The sequence below is a fragment of the Streptomyces argenteolus genome, from assembly GCF_042902585.1.
Lineage (GTDB): Bacteria > Actinomycetota > Actinomycetes > Streptomycetales > Streptomycetaceae > Streptomyces > Streptomyces argenteolus.
This window is the reverse complement of sequence record NZ_JBIBEG010000011.1, coordinates 240,368-256,123: the sequence shown is the minus strand read 5'-3', so window position 1 is coordinate 256,123 and position 15,756 is coordinate 240,368. Positions and strand designations below refer to the sequence as shown.

Annotated in this window: 14 protein-coding genes and 4 pseudogenes; 8 read left to right on the top strand and 10 right to left on the bottom strand. The window is 69.3% G+C overall.

The genetic code is table 11. The annotated features are described in order from the left end of the window. Positions 1-729: catalase (locus ACFY8O_RS30665; RefSeq protein WP_387908147.1), on the top strand; the 729-nt coding region annotated here is incomplete at its 5' end. A 1,110-nt stretch (positions 730-1,839) separates the two neighbouring features. Here ACFY8O_RS30665 and ACFY8O_RS30660 read toward each other — a convergent pair. After that, positions 1,840-2,130, bottom strand: a pseudogene (locus tag ACFY8O_RS30660) (transposase family protein); the annotation flags it as partial. A gap of 57 nt (positions 2,131-2,187) precedes the next feature. Between ACFY8O_RS30660 and ACFY8O_RS30655 the strand changes: the two are divergent. Continuing rightward, positions 2,188-3,068: pseudogene (locus ACFY8O_RS30655) on the top strand (IS5 family transposase). A gap of 14 nt (positions 3,069-3,082) precedes the next feature. Here the strand turns inward: ACFY8O_RS30655 and ACFY8O_RS30650 are convergent. After that, positions 3,083-3,376, bottom strand: coding sequence for a hypothetical protein (locus ACFY8O_RS30650; RefSeq protein WP_387908144.1), 294 nt, complete (start codon positions 3,374-3,376; stop codon positions 3,083-3,085). Positions 3,377-3,497: 121 nt separating this feature from the next. Here ACFY8O_RS30650 and ACFY8O_RS30645 point away from each other — a divergent pair, with 121 nt between their 5' ends. After that, entirely contained in the window at positions 3,498-3,998 is a 501-nt protein-coding gene (locus tag ACFY8O_RS30645; RefSeq protein WP_387908142.1) for an SUKH-4 family immunity protein, read from the top strand. A 15-nt stretch (positions 3,999-4,013) separates the two neighbouring features. Here ACFY8O_RS30645 and ACFY8O_RS30640 read toward each other — a convergent pair whose 3' ends face one another. Together ACFY8O_RS30640 and ACFY8O_RS30635 are read right to left on the bottom strand one after the other, a co-directional pair. Then, positions 4,014-4,895 (bottom strand): IS5 family transposase, encoded by an 882-nt coding sequence (locus ACFY8O_RS30640; RefSeq protein ID WP_387908140.1) that lies wholly within the window; start codon positions 4,893-4,895, stop codon positions 4,014-4,016. A 59-nt stretch (positions 4,896-4,954) separates the two neighbouring features. After that, a pseudogene (locus ACFY8O_RS30635) lies at positions 4,955-5,422 on the bottom strand (transposase family protein); the annotation flags it as partial. A gap of 89 nt (positions 5,423-5,511) precedes the next feature. On the opposite strand from ACFY8O_RS30635, the gene ACFY8O_RS30630 reads away from it, so the two are divergent. Further along, the gene (locus ACFY8O_RS30630; RefSeq protein ID WP_387908138.1) at positions 5,512-6,039 is read left to right on the top strand and encodes a GNAT family N-acetyltransferase; all 528 of its coding nucleotides are present in this window, start codon (positions 5,512-5,514) and stop codon (positions 6,037-6,039) included. A gap of 207 nt (positions 6,040-6,246) precedes the next feature. Here ACFY8O_RS30630 and ACFY8O_RS30625 read toward each other — a convergent pair whose 3' ends face one another. Further along, positions 6,247-7,122: a CPBP family intramembrane glutamic endopeptidase gene (locus tag ACFY8O_RS30625; RefSeq protein WP_387908135.1), complete on the bottom strand. Its 876-nt coding sequence runs from the start codon at positions 7,120-7,122 to the stop codon at positions 6,247-6,249. A gap of 254 nt (positions 7,123-7,376) precedes the next feature. Here ACFY8O_RS30625 and ACFY8O_RS30620 point away from each other — a divergent pair, with 254 nt between their 5' ends. Further along, positions 7,377-9,338 carry an acyl-CoA dehydrogenase family protein gene (locus tag ACFY8O_RS30620; RefSeq protein WP_387908133.1) on the top strand — a complete coding sequence of 654 codons (1,962 nt, stop codon included), beginning with the start codon at positions 7,377-7,379 and terminating at the stop codon, positions 9,336-9,338. Positions 9,339-9,522: 184 nt separating this feature from the next. Here the strand turns inward: ACFY8O_RS30620 and ACFY8O_RS30615 are convergent, their stop codons facing one another. Continuing rightward, positions 9,523-9,675 (bottom strand): hypothetical protein, encoded by a 153-nt coding sequence (locus ACFY8O_RS30615; protein ID WP_387908130.1) that lies wholly within the window; start codon positions 9,673-9,675, stop codon positions 9,523-9,525. A 549-nt stretch (positions 9,676-10,224) separates the two neighbouring features. Here ACFY8O_RS30615 and ACFY8O_RS30610 point away from each other — a divergent pair. The 3 genes and pseudogenes from ACFY8O_RS30610 (at position 10,225) to ACFY8O_RS30600 (ending at position 12,943) form a co-directional block, all read left to right on the top strand. Next, the gene (locus tag ACFY8O_RS30610) at positions 10,225-11,502 is read left to right on the top strand and encodes a lipase (protein WP_387908127.1); all 1,278 of its coding nucleotides are present in this window, start codon (positions 10,225-10,227) and stop codon (positions 11,500-11,502) included. Between the two features lie 160 nt (positions 11,503-11,662). Then, positions 11,663-11,853, top strand: a pseudogene (locus ACFY8O_RS30605) (CGNR zinc finger domain-containing protein); the annotation flags it as partial. 112 nt (positions 11,854-11,965) lie between these two features. Beyond that, complete coding sequence (locus ACFY8O_RS30600) at positions 11,966-12,943, top strand: L-threonylcarbamoyladenylate synthase (protein WP_387908125.1); 978 nt, start codon at positions 11,966-11,968, stop codon at positions 12,941-12,943. A 51-nt stretch (positions 12,944-12,994) separates the two neighbouring features. Here ACFY8O_RS30600 and ACFY8O_RS30595 read toward each other — a convergent pair whose 3' ends face one another. The 4 genes from ACFY8O_RS30595 to ACFY8O_RS30580 all read right to left on the bottom strand — a co-directional run bounded on the left by ACFY8O_RS30595 (position 12,995) and on the right by ACFY8O_RS30580 (position 15,698). Further along, the gene (locus ACFY8O_RS30595; RefSeq protein WP_145813287.1) at positions 12,995-13,639 is read right to left on the bottom strand and encodes a carbonic anhydrase; all 645 of its coding nucleotides are present in this window, start codon (positions 13,637-13,639) and stop codon (positions 12,995-12,997) included. Positions 13,640-14,118: 479 nt separating this feature from the next. Next, a complete protein-coding gene (locus ACFY8O_RS30590; protein WP_387908121.1) occupies positions 14,119-14,742 on the bottom strand; it encodes a hypothetical protein in 624 nt (207 codons plus the stop codon). A gap of 445 nt (positions 14,743-15,187) precedes the next feature. Beyond that, complete coding sequence (locus ACFY8O_RS30585) at positions 15,188-15,454, bottom strand: hypothetical protein (RefSeq protein WP_387908118.1); 267 nt, start codon at positions 15,452-15,454, stop codon at positions 15,188-15,190. A gap of 4 nt (positions 15,455-15,458) precedes the next feature. Further along, positions 15,459-15,698: a hypothetical protein gene (locus tag ACFY8O_RS30580; RefSeq protein ID WP_387908115.1), complete on the bottom strand. Its 240-nt coding sequence runs from the start codon at positions 15,696-15,698 to the stop codon at positions 15,459-15,461. Between the last annotated feature and the right edge of the window lie 58 nt (positions 15,699-15,756).

Below are 15,756 nucleotides of genomic sequence, written 5' to 3'. Positions count from 1 at the left end.
CTCCTCCAGGCCATCGAACGCGGGGTCAACCCCTCCTGGACGCTCTACGTACAGGTCATGCCCGCCGCCGACGCCGCGGACTACCGCTTCAACCCCTTCGACGTCACCAAGGTCTGGCCGCACGCCGACGTCCCCCTCCAGCGCGTGGGCCGCCTCGTGCTGGACCGCAACCCCGACAACGTCTTCGCCGAGGTCGAGCAGGCGGCGTTCTCCCCCAACAACTTCGTACCCGGCATCGGCCCCTCCCCGGACAAGATGCTCCAGGGCCGGCTGTTCGCCTACGCCGACGCCCAGCGCTACCGCCTGGGCATCAACCACACCCAGCTGCCCGTCAACGCACCCAAGGCGACGACCGTCGACAACTACGGACGCGACGGCCTGCACGCCACCCGCTACGGCTCACGCCAGGACAAGAACTACGAGCCCAACTCCCACGCCGGCCCCGCCCAGACCGGCCAGCCCCTGGCCGCACCGCTCCCGGTGCACGGCTGGACCGGCACACACGAAGCCCCCGCCCACGCCAAGGACGACGACTTCTTCCAGGCGGGCGAGCTCTACCGGCTGATGTCGGCCGACGAGAAGGACCGCCTGATCGCCAACATCGCCGGCGGCCTCTCCCAGGTCACCCGCGACGACGTGATCGAGAAGAACATCGCCCACTTCCGCGCCGCCGACACCGACTACGGCAAGCGCGTGGAGGAGGCCGTCCGCGCCCTGCGCGAAGACTGAACCTCCACCCCAGGGCCCTGCCCGTGCCGTCGTGCATCAGCCGACCGCGGACCTCATGGCACCTCACACGAGGAAACCTCGACCCACCTCGACGGGCCAGGCCCTGGAAGCACGGTGGCGCCCTCCGAAACGCGGGTCGAAAGCCCTTCACGGAGACGGCACAGCACACCGGCACGTGGGGGGAGACCGGCCGCGCCGCAGGCTGCGGCAGCCAGCGCCCAGAACCGATGACATGTGTATGCCGAGTCCTCCTCTTACTTGCCGCGCACCGGGTTGGAGGTTAGGCGTGGACGTGCGCAGCCGGACAGGCCAGCCCAGAAGGTGGAGACTGCCGGCTCTTCCTGAACCCGAGTGGATGGGTTCTTACCTTGATCTGTGGAGGTGCCTGTCTCGGAAGGGCCCCTGCCCCCATCTGAAGCGAACGCATCGAGGGCGGGGGAGGGGCTGTTCCTTTTCTTACAGGCGTCAGACCGCCACATTCTCTCCTCCGAGCGTTCCACTCCGGTGAACCAGAAGCTGAATTCCTACGTTGCACCGAAGGACGGAGAAGCCCGCTCCTCCGGAGGCCTTCCGATGTGCCTCTGCGGTGCAGCGTGTTCGTCTGCTGTTGACGTCACGACGAGTGAACCAGGGGTTCTATGCGTTCGGTAGTTGCGGACTTCACCAGCAGGGACCGACCTGTCGGTCCGGGAGTGCGCTACTGGGGGTGCGCTCGGGCTGTCAGCCACATGTCGGTGAGTCCGGGAGGATGGATCAGTTTTGACTTTCAGGCCGGGAAACGCCCTGCCCCTCGCCTGAGTCTCCGGGTGACTGCAGGGGTAGGCGGCCTTGGCGCAGCTCCGCGCATGGTGATGCTGGCAGTGACGGCCAATGGGGCGGCTGTCACCCGTTCCGCTGTCGAATCGACAGGCGATGGTGCGCCTCGAAATATCACCTTCACGGTATCCGGGAAGCTGCTTCGCCCCGGAGTCAACACCGTGCGGATCGCCAGCGCGAACGGCGAGTACCCTATTTTGCGAATGCGAAGGATTCTGCTCTACTCCGATACCTGAGGCTTGTCCCGTAAATCGTCTCTGACGTGCGGGATGGCCCGGCCGTTTGCCCGTTATCCGCGAGGGCGAGGTTGTGCGGGCGGGCGATGCCGAGCATGGCGTGGTGAACGCCATCGCCCTTGAGGCGGCAGTCTCGGAGGATCTTCCAGGTCTTCATGCGGGCGAAGGCGTGCTCGACACGGACGCGGACTTTGCGGTGGGAGGCATTGTGTTCCTCTTTCCAGGCGGGGAGTTCGGTCTGGCCTTTCTCACGGCGGTGCGGGACGACGAGGCCGGTGCCGCGGCAGCCGCCGTCCGCGATGACCGTGGTGCGGCCGACGGCGTCCTTCGCGCCGGCCAGCTCCCACGCCTAGGCACTGTCCGGCGGTTCATGTGACTGTCGGGCAGGTGAGTCGTTGTGCTCCGCATGGGGCGGGGTGATCTGACGAATGTGGAGTGGGTGCGGCTGGAGCCACATCTGCCGCCTGTCGGGCGACGCGGCGGTCGTTGGTGCGATCTCCGGAGGGTGGTCAACGGGATCCTCTTCCGCGTGCGGACAGGCATACCGTGGCGGGACCTTCCGGAGCGTTTCGGCAGTTGGAAGACCGTTTACGAACGTCATCGCCGCTGGTCAGCGGACGGTACGTGGGACCGGATCCTGTGTGCTGTCCAGGCCGACGCTGACCTGGCTGGCCGGCTCGACTGGAGCATGGTCAGCGTCGACTCCACGTCCTGCCGGGCCCATCAGCACGCTGCCGGGGCCCGCAAGAAGGCACCGCGCGTCCCGAAAAAAGGGCGACGCCCCGAAACCACCGACCCGACGAGGGGCTCGGACGGTCCCGGGGCGGCCTGACCTGCAAAATCCACCTTTCAGGTGAAGGAGGCTGCCGCCCGCTTGCCTTCCTGGTCGCACCGGGCCAGTGGGGCGACGCACCGCAGCTGATCGAAGTTCTCAAAACGGATCCGAGTCCGCCGGCCGCAGGGCGGTCACCCGCGAACCCGACCGGACCACGTCGTTGGCGACAAGGCATAAGCTTGCGGCGGAACCGCCGCTACCTGCGCAGACGTCAGATCAAGCACACCTTTCCCGAGCCGAAGGGCCAGCGGGCCAACCGCAAACGCCGCGGCAGCAACGGCGGCCGGCCCACCGGCTTCAACTCAGAGATCTACAAGCGCCGCAACGAAGTCGAACGGACGATCAACCGGCTCAAGAACCACCGGGCCGTCGCCACTCGCTACGACAAACGCGCCTATGTCTTCCACGGCACCGTAACCACCGCCGCGATCCGGCTCTGGCTCGGGGGCTGAGCAGACCTGCTGTCTCAGTCCCCGAGGAACCATAGGTAGAGGTGCTGTCCGTCGAGAACCGTCTGGCCCAAGTCCAGAAGCTCACGCGCGAGGGCATCGGTGACTATGCCTGGAGGCAGGCGCGGTACTTCCGCCAGCAGGGTGACCACTTGGCGGCTGTTGAAAACAGTGTCCGCGTACGGCAGCAGATGCCCCAGCATCGGAAACTCCGACTGGTCGAGAGCGGCCAGCTCTGGCCCCCATGCCAGACCATGCTCGGCGCGGGCTTCGACCGTGCCGCTCTCGCCACGGACCTGCACGTTAATCATGGTCAGATCCTATGGACCCTCATGATCCGCCGGACAGTGCCTAGGTCCTGTCCGATGGGTCGTCTACGAGGTCTGAGAGGATCGGTGGGACGGATCGAGTAGGGGGTGCCGGTTGTCGAGCATGCAGTGGCAGGCGTATGACGCGAGCTCTCTCGCGCGCATGGGTGTGGGCCGGGAGACGGTGTCTGAGCTGGGCGAACAAGGCTTGCCGACCGACTGCAATCGCCTGTTCGTGCGGGACGCGGGTCGGGAGCTGGAGGTCCGCGATCTTCCGCCGGGGCGGGCGGTGTTCCTCGGCGCGTTCGAGGACGGCGTCAACACATACTGGCTGCTGATCGACAGCGGCGAAGTCTGGATGCTCCGCGGCTACGAAGGCGATGGGGACCAGCAGTACGGGCTGGTCAACTCTTCGGTTGCTGGTCTGCAGAACGTCCTAAAGGTGTGGGAGGCGTTCGCCTGGTCCGGAAGGACCGATGCGGACGACGACTACGAGGACTACGTCGAAGACGTGCTTGAGCGGGCCAGGCGGAGCGATCCGGTGGTGTTCGAGGACGAGGAATCCTGGTGGTCACGCGTTTTCGAAGAAGTCGAGCTTGGCGTCTTGGTCCCGGAAGACCAATAGGCGAGGACGTGGAAGTCACGGGCGGAGCCACAGTAGGATCGCCGCGACCGCGACCGTCCCGTGGAAGACATACGCTCTCTTGTCGTAGCGCGTGGCGACCGCGCGGAACGTCTTGAGGCGGTTGATGGTGCGCTCGACCTCATTGCGGCGCCGGTAGACCGTCGTGTCGAAACCAGTGGGCCGACCGCCCTTGCTGCCCCGCCGTTGGCGGTTGGCTCGCTGGTCCCTGGGTTCAGGGATCGTGTGCTTGATCTGCCGGCGCCGCAGGTACCGGCGGTTTCGGCGAGGGGAATACGCTTTGTCGCCTCCGACGTGGTCCGGTCGGGTGCGTGGGCGTCCGCCACCCGGCCTTGGAACTCTGACCTGTTCGAGCACAGGTATGAACTGCGGGGCGTCACCCCCCTGTCCGGGCGTGATGACGAAGGCCAACGGGCGACGACCGCCTTCGCTGGCCAGGTGGATCTTGCAGTTCAATTCTCCCCGGGAGCGACCCAGGCCCTCGTCGGAACGGCGTCTGGCCGGGCGCCTGCGGCGGCCCGGAATGTGTGGCGCGCGGGTGAGCGCACCGGCTGCGTGCTGGTGTGCTCGGCAGGACGTCGAGTCGACGCTCACCATGCTCCAGTCGATTCGGCCCTCTGCATCAGCGTCGGCTTGGACGGCCCGCAGGATCTTCTCCAACGTGCCGTCCGCCGACCATCTGCGATGACGATCGTGAACCGTCTTCCACTTGCCGAACTGCTGCGGCAGATCCCTCCAGGGCAGGCCGGTTCGTTGCCAGAAGAGAATCCCGTTGATCACCCGGCGGTGGCACTGCCAGCGCCCGCCCCGGCCGCGGTTTTGTGGCAGATGCCGCTCCAGCCGCATCCACTCGTCATCTGAAAGATCACCTCGCCCCACATCGACCGAGACGATCCAGCGAAAGGCGAGTCACGCGACCCATCGGACACGGCCTAGCAGTCGTTGCGGTTGCCCGGCAGTGGTCGGCCGACCACGACGACCAGGCGGGTGTCGGCGTCGATGTCGACCTGGTGGTTGGTCGAATAGCGGTAGTTTTTCGACTGCTCGGCGACCTGGTGGTCGCGGGTGGGGACCAGGGTGCCGTCCACGATCAGTACGGCGTTGCGGCGGAACCGTTTACGCGGCTGCAGTGCCGGCGACGGGCCGAGGTGATCGACAATCCGGTCGGCAGTGGACTTGGGCACCCCGAACAATGGGGCCAGTTGGCGCGGTGTCAGGTTCGTCCGCCAGTACGCGGGGACCAGCAGCACGCGGTCCTCCAGCGGCAAGCTCCACGGCCGGCCCTTGCGTACCGGATCCGCACCCTGGCGCCACAACGCGGTTACCAGCTGGCCGAACTGACGCGAGCTCAGCCCGAGGGACGGGGATATCCAGGACGGCTCCGACGCCGTGATCACACCAGCCACACCGAGATCATCCTCTGTGGTGGCGGGCTCTGCGCGATACCCCGCGGAATCCGATGGCGCGATGCAGCTCCGGCGTCAAGAATCGCCGGATGCATGAAGTGAAGCTGTCCGACGGGATCATCGCTCTGTCCCCGCTGCGCTTGGACGATGCGGAGGCGCACCTCGCGGGGGAGGATGAGCCGCTGGTTCGCTGGCTCAGCGGCGGTCCAGGCACACGCGAGGGTGTCGAAGCGTACATCCGGCACTGCCGGGAACAGTGGGAGACCGCCGGGCCACTCCGCGCTTTCGGCATCCGGGTAGGCGCCCACGAGGTGCTCGCGGGGACGATCGACCTGCGGTTCGCAGCAGAGGGCTTGGCTCCCGGCCAGGTGAATATCGCCTACGGCCTCTACCCGTCCTGGAGGGGGCGCGGCCTGGCCACCCGCGCGGTCCTCCTGGTCTCCCGGTACGCGGCAAGTGAGGGCGGGAAGGAGGCGGTGATCCAGGTAGAGCCGGAGAACGCCGCATCTGCCGCAGTGGCCCAGCGGGCGGGGTTCATCCCCGGTAAGCACACGCACGGCGAGGACGGGACACGTCTCGACCGGTACCTCCGGGACCTGTGCATCGAGACCCAGTGACGACCCCGCTGCCCCCAAGTCGGCATGAGGGCGTTTGGCAACGCGTGACCAGCGATTGCGGGACAGCCCTTGGTTCTTTTGCCTGCACGACCCGGCGGCTTCGGGTCACCGCCCTCCCCGGGGGAGAGGGCAAGGGGGGAGGGGGAGGGGCGAAAAGACCTCCTCGTGCGGAGGAGGCTTCCGTGACGTCGGCGGCACGTCATCACGTCAGCGAAGGCCCAGCCGGCCCCGGGTGGCCAGCAGAACAATCGCCGCGCCCAACGTCGACGCGATCAGAAAAGCGTAAATCGTGGTCTCGCTCTCTGTCGTGGGGAACATGTGGGGCCACGCCACGGAGAAGAAGTTGTTCACGCTGGTGTGCAGCAGCATGACCAGCGGCATGCTTTCGTGGGAGCGATTGAACACCCAGGTCAACACGAAGCTGAACGCGAGCGTCGTACCCAGGAAGGCAAGCAGCCGAGACGGGCCGGCGTCCTGGCCGCCGCCCCAGTCGGTCAGGAAGAGCGGCAGGTGCCAGCAGCCCCACAACACACCCACGATCAGGGTCGCCACCAGCGGACCGTAGCGACGCTGCATGTGCGGCATCGCGAACTCGCGCCACCCCGGCTCCTCGGCGAGACCGGTGGTGATCATCTGGATGATCAGGCCGGGGACGTACGCGGCAAGCACCGTGGCCGACGGCACCACCGGGTTCTGGTCGGTCAGCGCGGTGGTGGCGATCGTCAGCGCGGCCGGCACGGAGAGCGCAACGACCAGGAACCAACGCCAGCTCACTCTCAGCTTCGTCATCCGCCTCTGCCACGCCCGCAGGCCTGCGCGCCCCTCGGTCATGGCGGTGATCAGCAGCGCCGAACCGATCGGGCCGAGGTACGCGCCGGGCAGGACGCCGAGCAACTGGCTACCGAGCGCGCCGCCCGGGAAGGTCCAGTGCCACAGGCCGACACCGTTCTCGGAGAGGATGTACGGCGTCCACGCCAGCCAGCTCAGCCCCAGGGCCAGTGCGAAGAACCAGGTGAGCGGTCGGCGGCGGATGGAACTACGGCTTGGTGATGTGGCCTGCTGGTGGTGGCTGGTGATCGTCACCGGAGTGTCCCTTCGGGGAGGCCGAGCGGTGGCACGGCAACGGCTGAGCGGCGGCCTCGGGGCGCCGCCCTTGCGATGCCTCAAGCACACCAGTGCCGAGCTCTTCGATCACTGCCGTGCACACCCCAACCCCGGGTACAGCAGGCTGTACCACCCTGTGCCGCCCCACGCACCAACCCCGTTGCCTGGCCTCGTACGGCTCCGAGCGCGGTGGCCGACGGCTTGATCGTCTCCGGGCGGGGTAGCGAAGTGGCATGGCCACTGACACCACATCCACTCCCGCGAGCGGATACGTACAGCCGGAACTCGACGTCCGTGCACTCACCGAAGTGCTCGACGGCGGGTACGCCGGGATCCGCGACCTCGTCCGGTCCAACCTGGTGAGGTATGCCTCCGTTCTCGAGGAGGCCGACGAGCTCGGCGTCGACGCGTTTCGCGAGCGGGTGCGCGAACTGGTGGTCGGGATGGCCGCGACCGGCCAGACGGGCATGGGATTCCCGACCGAGTACGGCGGGGGTGGCGACATCGGAGCCTCGATCGCCGCGTTCGAGACGCTTGCCTTCGGCGACCTGTCGGTGCTGGTGAAGGTCGGTGTGCAGTTCGGGCTGTTCGGTGGCGCGATCCTGCATCTGGGAACAGAACGCCACCACGCCGCGTATCTGCCGGACCTGATCACCGGGAAGCTGATGGGGTGCTTCGCGATGACGGAGACCGGGCACGGCTCCAATGTCCAGGCGCTCGGCACCGTGGCGAGGTACGACGCCGCCGGCCAGGAGTTCGTGATCACCACCGAGGGCGACCACGCGCGCAAGGACTACATCGGCAACGCGGCCCGGCACGCCGAACTGGCGGTCGTCTTCGCCCAGCTGGAGGTGGGCGGGAAATCCGAGGGCGTGCACGCGTTCGTCGTGCCGGTCAGGGTCGGTGGCGAGGTGGCGCCCGGAGTCCGGATCGAGGACGACGGCCGCAAGATGGGCCTCAACGGGGTGGACAACGGCCGCATCTGGTTCGACGGCGTGCGGGTGCCACGCGAGGCGCTGCTGAACCGGTTCGCCGACGTCACCGCCGAAGGCGTCTACGAGAGCTCGATCGAGAACCCCGACCGCCGCTTCTTCACCATGCTCGGCACGCTGGTGCAGGGCCGGGTCAGCGTGGGCGGCGCCGGGGTCAACGCCGCGAAGGTCGCCCTCGTGATCGCGACGAAGTATGCCGTGCGGCGACGGCAGTTCGAGGCGGCCTCGGACACAGAGGAGCAACTGCTCCTCGACTACGGACTGCATCAGCGTCGCCTGCTGCCCCTCATCGCGCGTACGTACGCGCTGCACTTCGCGCAGGACGTCGTGCGCACGCAGCTGCACGACGTGTTCTCCGGCATCGCGGACGACCCGCAGGCGCGTCGCCGTCTGGAGTCGCGGGCCGCCGGCACCAAGGCGCTCGCCACCTGGCACGCCACCAGGGTCGTCCAGGAGTGCCGCGAGGCGTGCGGAGGCGCGGGCTATCTCACCGTCAACCGGTTCGCCGCCCTGAAGGCCGACAGCGACATCTTCACCACCTTCGAGGGTGACAACCACGTCCTGCTGCAGCTTGTGGCGAAGGGCCTGCTCACCCATTACGCGAGCGAGTTCGAGGACCTGGACCAGCTCGGCATGGTCCGCTACGTCACCAACCTCGCCGTCGAGACCGTCATCGAGAAGACCTCGGTCCACAAGCTGCTCGAACGGGTACGTGACCTGCTGCCCGGCGGTGACGAGTGGGACCAGGAAGCCGGGCTGCTCGACTCGGAATACCATCTCGCCATGCTCCGCTACCGCGAGGAGCACATGCTCGCCGGCGTGGCTCGCAGGCTCAAGCGCGGGATCGACCAGAAGCGCGACCCCGGCGTCGTCTTCTCGCAGGTGCAGGACCACGTCATCGCGGTGGCCCACGCCCACGTCGAGCGGCTGGTGCTTGAGGCGTTCGTGGACAAGGTCCGTGCGCTGCCCGAGGGCGGTAACAAGGTCGCGCTCGGCTTGCTCTGCGATCTGTTCGCCCTGTCGACGATCGAGGCGGACCGGGCCTGGTTCATGGAGCACGGCCGGCTGACCGTCCAGCGTTCCAAGGCGATCAGCCGCGAGGTGAACGACCTGTGCCGCAAGGTCCGGCCCCTCGCCGTCGGCCTCGTGGACGCCTGGGGGATCCCGACCGAAATGCTGCGTGCGCCGGATCTGGTCGGCTGATCCGCGCGCTCCTTCCCGCCCCGGCCAGGACGACGCCGGACCGCTGTCCGGGGCAGCGGAGGGGCCGGGACTCAGGCACCCGCACCCGACGGTTGGGCCGGTGGACGGGTGAGGTGCTGAACAGGGACGAGAACGGGCCCGGCCCAGACCTCTCCCTGTCGTTCGGGCCGGGGGCGTAAGCACGTCAGGCGACGTTGCGGCTGCGGTGGTGGGCTTCGTCGGGTTCGCCGATGGGCCGGGTGACGCGTGCGTCCGCAGTCGGCAGCGTGTCGTCCATGGATCCGCCGGCTACAGCCGCTCCGAGGCACTCGTCGCACTGATGCTGCCCGTCGTCCATCTCGTTCAGAATTTCGGGTGGGTCGGTCCGGCCGCACCCGGCCGCACACGGTACTTCCCTGGTGTCCCCCATGAGTCCGACGGTCCGTCAGGACGCTGACCTCGGGCAGGGGGCATGCGGGGCGCTTGGTGGCGTCGGCCGGTCACCGTGTCACCTGCCCCTCAGGGGCCCCACCTTTCGGCCTTGTCGCGCCGAGCCGCGGATGGGCGCCCACTCGCACCTTCGGGAGCTGCGAGGGAGGCATGACGGAACCCGAGCGGACACGCTCGGCCCCGACCGGCCGCGAACCCTCTGATCGAGAGCACGGCCGCGCCTGGGGCTGGAGTTCACCAAGCCGGACCCGGACGGGGCCGAGGTGTTCGCCGCCGCGGTCGGGTTCCTCACGTCCCTGCGTACCTGGTCCGTCCGGAGCGCCACTTGAAAGACTCGCCTTCGTGGCGCCCGTCCGGGGGTATCCCCTACGCCGGTTCGGAGGCCCGCCCCAGTGCGGGTCCGTCTGCCGCTTGTGAGGGTGGAGGCCGTAGCTGTCCGGCCACACTCAGGAGAAGCATGACCACACACGCGCCTCTGCAGACCGCCCGGATTCGATACAGCCGCCGACTGAGGTCGCCTCTGGCCGCTGTCTGCTGCGCGCTCCTGATCGGCGGACCCGCTGCCACCGCCGCCGCCGTGCAACCCGCAGCCCGTACGCAGATGCGGGGCACGCTGGTCTCCGCGGAGAAGCTGTACACGCTCGCCACCCCGGCGGACGTGGTCACCGAACTGGCAGCGGCAGGGTTCGCAGGCGCCACCGTACGGCACGGGGTGATCGCATACCGGCTGGTCTACCGAACGGTGGACGTGCACGGACTCCCCACGACGGCGAGCGGGCTTCTCGTGCTGCCGCTCACCGGCGAGCGGCCCATACAAGCCGTCTCCTACGCGCACGGGACCGGTGTCCACAAGGACGACTCCCCGTCGATGCGGCGGGGGGAGTTCCTGTCGGCGCCGGTCGTCGCGCACGCGGCGGCGGGCGCGGCCGGGGTGGCGCCCGACTACCTGGGGATGGGCAAGGGGCCCGGCCCGCACCCGTGGATGGACATCGGATCGGAGACCACGGCTTCCCTGGACATGCTGCGCGCCGCCCGTGCCTTCGCACCCCGCACCGGGCATGTTCTGGAACGCGAGGTCCAGGTCACCGGCTTCTCACAGGGCGCCTCCGCGGCCCTGGGCCTGGGGCGCGCCCTTGAGGCGGGTGGGGACCGGTGGTTCAGGCTGGGTGCGCTGGCGCCGGTGAGCGGTGCGTACGACTTCGGCGGTACGGAGCTGCCCGCGCTGTTCGGTGGAGACGTGGACGCGAAATCCGGTGCGGTCTACGCGGCCTACACCCTGGTGGCGTTCAACCGGCTCCACCCGATCTACGACAGTCCCCACGAGGTTTTCGAGAAGGAGTACGCCGACGATGTCGAGGAGCTGTTCGACGGTGCCCACACCGGGGCGCAGCTCATGGCGGGCACCCCGAGGGCCGTGGGCGAGCTGCTGACCGACCACGGCCAGGAGCTGATGGAGCATCCGACGGGGGCATTCGCGGACGCGCTGCGCACGACCGACGCCGTGTGCACGGACTGGGTGCCGGATGCCCCGGTGCGCCTGTACATGGCGACCGGCGACGAGCAGGCCGTCACCGCCAACACCACACAGTGCCGGTCGGCCCTGCGGGAGAACGGCGTGAAGGCCCCGGTCGTCGATGTCGGCGCCGTCGACCACCAGGCCTCGCGCCACGCGGGGTCCAATGTCGCGGCCACACCGTCAATCGTCCGCTGGTTCGGCGCGCTGCGAGGGCGGTGACCGGCGCCATCGGGCCGCGAACCCCTCGGCGTCCGCCGCGCCGGCCCTCTTGCCCAGACGCTCGCCTCCGTACCGACCGCACTTTTGTTCGCCTGGATGCGGCACCCAAGGGCTGCGCCGCATCCAGGCCCAGCCCACCGGCCAGGCCGTCAACCATGTCCTCGCGCCCCTCGCCGCCGCCGACGCCGGCCTGCTCACCGGCCCCGACGCCGTCCTCCTCGCCGCCTGCGGATCCACGCCCCGTGACCGGTTCCTCCTGCGCCCTCATGGCCGGGAGGCCACTGGTGTTCCACCCCTTGTGGCGACCGCGCCCCGGCCGCCCGCGCCTATGCCCGTCGCAGCGGCACGTGAACTGGATGCTCGTGGGCGGCATCATGAGGGCTGTAGGGCGTGCGTGGTGTCGTCGTCATGAGCCGGCGGGACCATGGACGCGGGAGAACGGAACGGTGAAGGAAGCACGAGCGTGACAGCGACAGCCACTGATATCGAGCAGGCAGCGGGTGTGCTGCGTGACGGGGGCCTGGTGGCCCTGCCGACCGAGACCGTCTACGGTCTGGCCGCCAATGCCGAGGACCCGGCGGCGGTCGCGCGGATCTTCCAGGTCAAGGGCCGTCCGCCCTCCCACCCGCTGATCGTCCACATCGCTGACGCGCAGCAGCTCGACGACTGGGTCGCGGAGGTGCCGGCAGCCGCGCGCCTGCTGGCCGAACGCTTCTGGCCGGGGCCGCTGACGCTCGTCCTGCGGCGCGGGGACCGGGTGCCGTTGGAGGCGACGGGTGGGCTGGAGACGGTGGCCGTGCGTGTGCCCGACCACCCTGTCGCTCGTGCGCTGCTGTCGGCCTTCGGCGGCGGCGTCACGGCCCCTTCCGCCAATCGGTTCGGTTCGGTCAGCCCCACCACGGCGGACCACGTCCGGGCGGAGCTCGGCAACGCCGTCGACCTCATTCTGGACGGCGGCTCCTGCCTGGTCGGCGTCGAATCGACCATCGTCGATGTCACGGGCGAGATGCCGAGCATCCTGCGGCCCGGCGGGGTGACGCGCGAGGGCCTCGAGGCGGTGCTGGGGCACCCGGTCGCGGTTCCGTCCACGAGCGGTGTCCGGGTGCCGGGCCAGCACCCGTCGCACTACGCGCCGCGTGCGCGGGTCGTCCTGGTCGAGCCGGAGAAGGTCGTCGCCGAAGCCGAGGCAGCGGGGGAGGCGGGGCACCAGGTGGGCGTGCTTCTCCCGTCCTCCCTCGCCGACCTCGAGGTGAAGGCGCACGCCGTGGTGGCCCTGCCCGGCGCGCCGGACGCCTACGCGCACGGGTTGTACGGGTTCCTGCGCGAGCTCGACCGGCAGGGGTGCGACCTCATCGTCGCCTCCCTGCCGGCGGAGGAAGGGCTGGGGCTGGCCATCGCCAACCGGCTTCGCCGGGCTGCGGGGCCCCGCGGTTCCGTGTGAGCGGCCGTGCGGGGCCCCGCACTTCTGTGTGGGCGGGCCGCTGCGAGGCGGTCAGGACGCGGGGGTGACCGCCGCATCAAGGCCGCGGGTGGCGACGAGCTGGGCGCTGCCGTCGGCCAGGCGGTAGGACAGTCCCACCACGGCGACGCGGCCGGCAGCCACCGCGTCGGCCAGGGTACGGGAGCGCTCGAGGAGCAGGTCCACGGTGTGTTCGATGTGCTCGGCGAGGATCTCATCGGGCTTCTCGCGGCCGGCGGCACGGGCGGCCAGCACGCTCGGGGTGACGCGTTCGACGATGTCGCGGACGAAGCCGCCCGGCGTCTGCCCGTTCTCCAGCGCGGAGCAGGCCGCGGCGACCGCGCCGCAGGAGTCGTGGCCGAGGACGACGACCAGCGGCGCGTTCAGGACGCTCACCCCGAACTCGATCGAGCCGAGGACTTCGGTCCCGGTCACATGTCCGGCGGTGCGCACCACGAACAGGTCGCCCAGGCCGCGATCGAAGATGATCTCGGCGGCCAGCCGCGAGTCGGAGCAGCCGAACAGCACAGCGAACGGCTTCTGGGACGGCGCGGTCTCGGCACGGCGAGCGACGTCCTGGTTCGGGTGCTCGGGGGTGCTTGCGACGAAGCGCTGGTTGCCGGCCATGAGCAGCTCGAAGGCGTCTCGGGGTGTCGGAGTCTGGATGATCTCAGTCATGGCTGAAGCCTACGAGGCGCCACCTGCCGCCGTCGCAGCGACCGGTCCCGCCCGCGCGGTGCCGACCACGGTGTCACCCCAGGGCACCGGGCGAGGGCGGCCTCGATGCGGAAACGCAGCGCGCGGCGCGGCGGCCCGGCCCCCGTCCGGGTCCCCAGCCGTCGCTTCGTCCTGCGCACCGGCACAACGAGCGGGGCGCAGCCGGCTTTGTCGGCTGATGGGCCGTGGTCCGAGTCCGGCACCGGGTCAGGGCTCCAGCGGCATCGCGGTGGCCCGGGGCCGGGCGGCAGCCCGGGGTGTACCGCTGGTCTGCATACAGGCCGCGCATGTCACCCCACGTCCGGCGCGCAGGATGTCGTTGTTCCCGTCGCGTCGACCGACCGAGCTGCCGCGGGACGGGGCAGGCCGGATCAGCCGGATGCGCGTAGTGCCGCACCGGCCGACGGTCGAGCGGCTTGTCACACGGCCCCGCCGTTCTTTCAGTATCCCCAGCTGGCGTAGATGGTGACGTTCTTGCCGTTGTCGCTGGCTCCGACGCAGACGTCACGCCAGTCGAGCAGCCAGCCGCTGGAGCGACAGCTCTCCTGCTGGAGGTCCAGTTCGCGGATGATCTCCGGGCGGGACAGGCCGTCCCCGCTGGTGACCGTCGCGGCGCGCCAGCAGCCGCCGGAACCGCAGCTGGTGCCTTCGTCGACCATGCTGATGCCCGGCGGCAATGAGGGGAGAGCCTCGGACGGCGGGGCATCCGAGCCTTCGCTGAGCATCAGCGCGTAAAGGAGGCCGGCCACGAGGGTAAGGGCGAACTGCGTCCCCAGGAAGCCGATCGCTCCGTTGCGGCGCGAGATCCATTCCGGGGGAGGGGATTCCTCGTGCCGGCCTTCCAGCCCCGCCCCGCAGGCGATGAGCAGAGGCGCCAGGACCGTGAACACGAGATGGACGTCGGGCCTGGGGGCGTCGAGCCAGCCTTGCTGGACGCTGATCAGCACGCCGGCTCCGGCGAGCAGCGCGCCGCCGATCGCGAAGCCGACAGAACGGGTGCGGGCGATCGTCATCCAGACGACGGTGGGCGCGACGGCGAAGAGTATCCCGAGAACGATCAGCATGTACGGGGGGACGTGCGGCCCCGAGCGCCCGGTTCCCTACGACCGGGTCTCGCCTCAGGGCACTCTGCGAGGAGTACTTCGCGAAGGTGCACCAGGTCTGGTTTTCCCACCGGCAGGCCTGCGGTTCATGCCGGGTAGTGCCGCGAGATCGTCGTCGGAGGAGTCGAACCCATGCGCACAGCAGCGTGCTGGGGCGCGGCCGGGGTGACCCCGGGCGGCGTGCCCAGCACGCTCTGCCGACGGCCGAACGCGCCATGGGTGGGGTGGGGAAGCCACTCCTCTCCTGGAAGAGGTGTCTGCGCGTCCGTGACTTCGCTCCCCTCCGGAAGGGGAGGGCCTCCCCGAGAGACCCGAGCCGGCTCCTTACGGAAAGTGACCGGACTGCCGGGGAACGGGAGTGACCGGGACGAGTCCGAGCCCTACCGGACCCTGCTCCACGCGGCCGTCAACTGACCTTGGAGCACAGCGGATCCGAGGTCCCGTGGATCAGCTTCAGCGTCTTGTAGCCGGTGGTGGAGAGCTCCAGTGTGTAGGCCCCGTCGACCGTGTAGAGGCCGCGCGGCACGTTCCCGCCGCCTTCGCCGAAGCCCGCGAGGATCGGGCCGACGACGTACCAGGACTGGGAGCGATCCGGACGGATCTCGACCACCGCGCGGCCACTCGCGTCCGCGTCGTACGAGGCGCCGGTCTCGGAGTTGACGATCCGGACCACAAGCTCACCCCTGTACTCGACGAGCTTCGTACCGTCCTCCTCCGTGGCGAGGGGTGCGCCGCACGACCTCGTCGACCACGGGCGAACCCTGGACGGCGAAGTCGCAGCGGGCACCGGCGGGATAGGACCAGGCGGGAGAGGGGGCGGGCTCCCAGCCGCCGGTGGACTCGGAGGCGCCGGCGGGCGCGGTGACCGTCAGAAGAACGCCGACGGCCGTCAGAGGAATGAGAACGCGTCGCTTCATGGGAACTCCTCGGTGAGATCGAGCGGAACGGCCGCAAGGCTCCCCCGACCCTCTGACC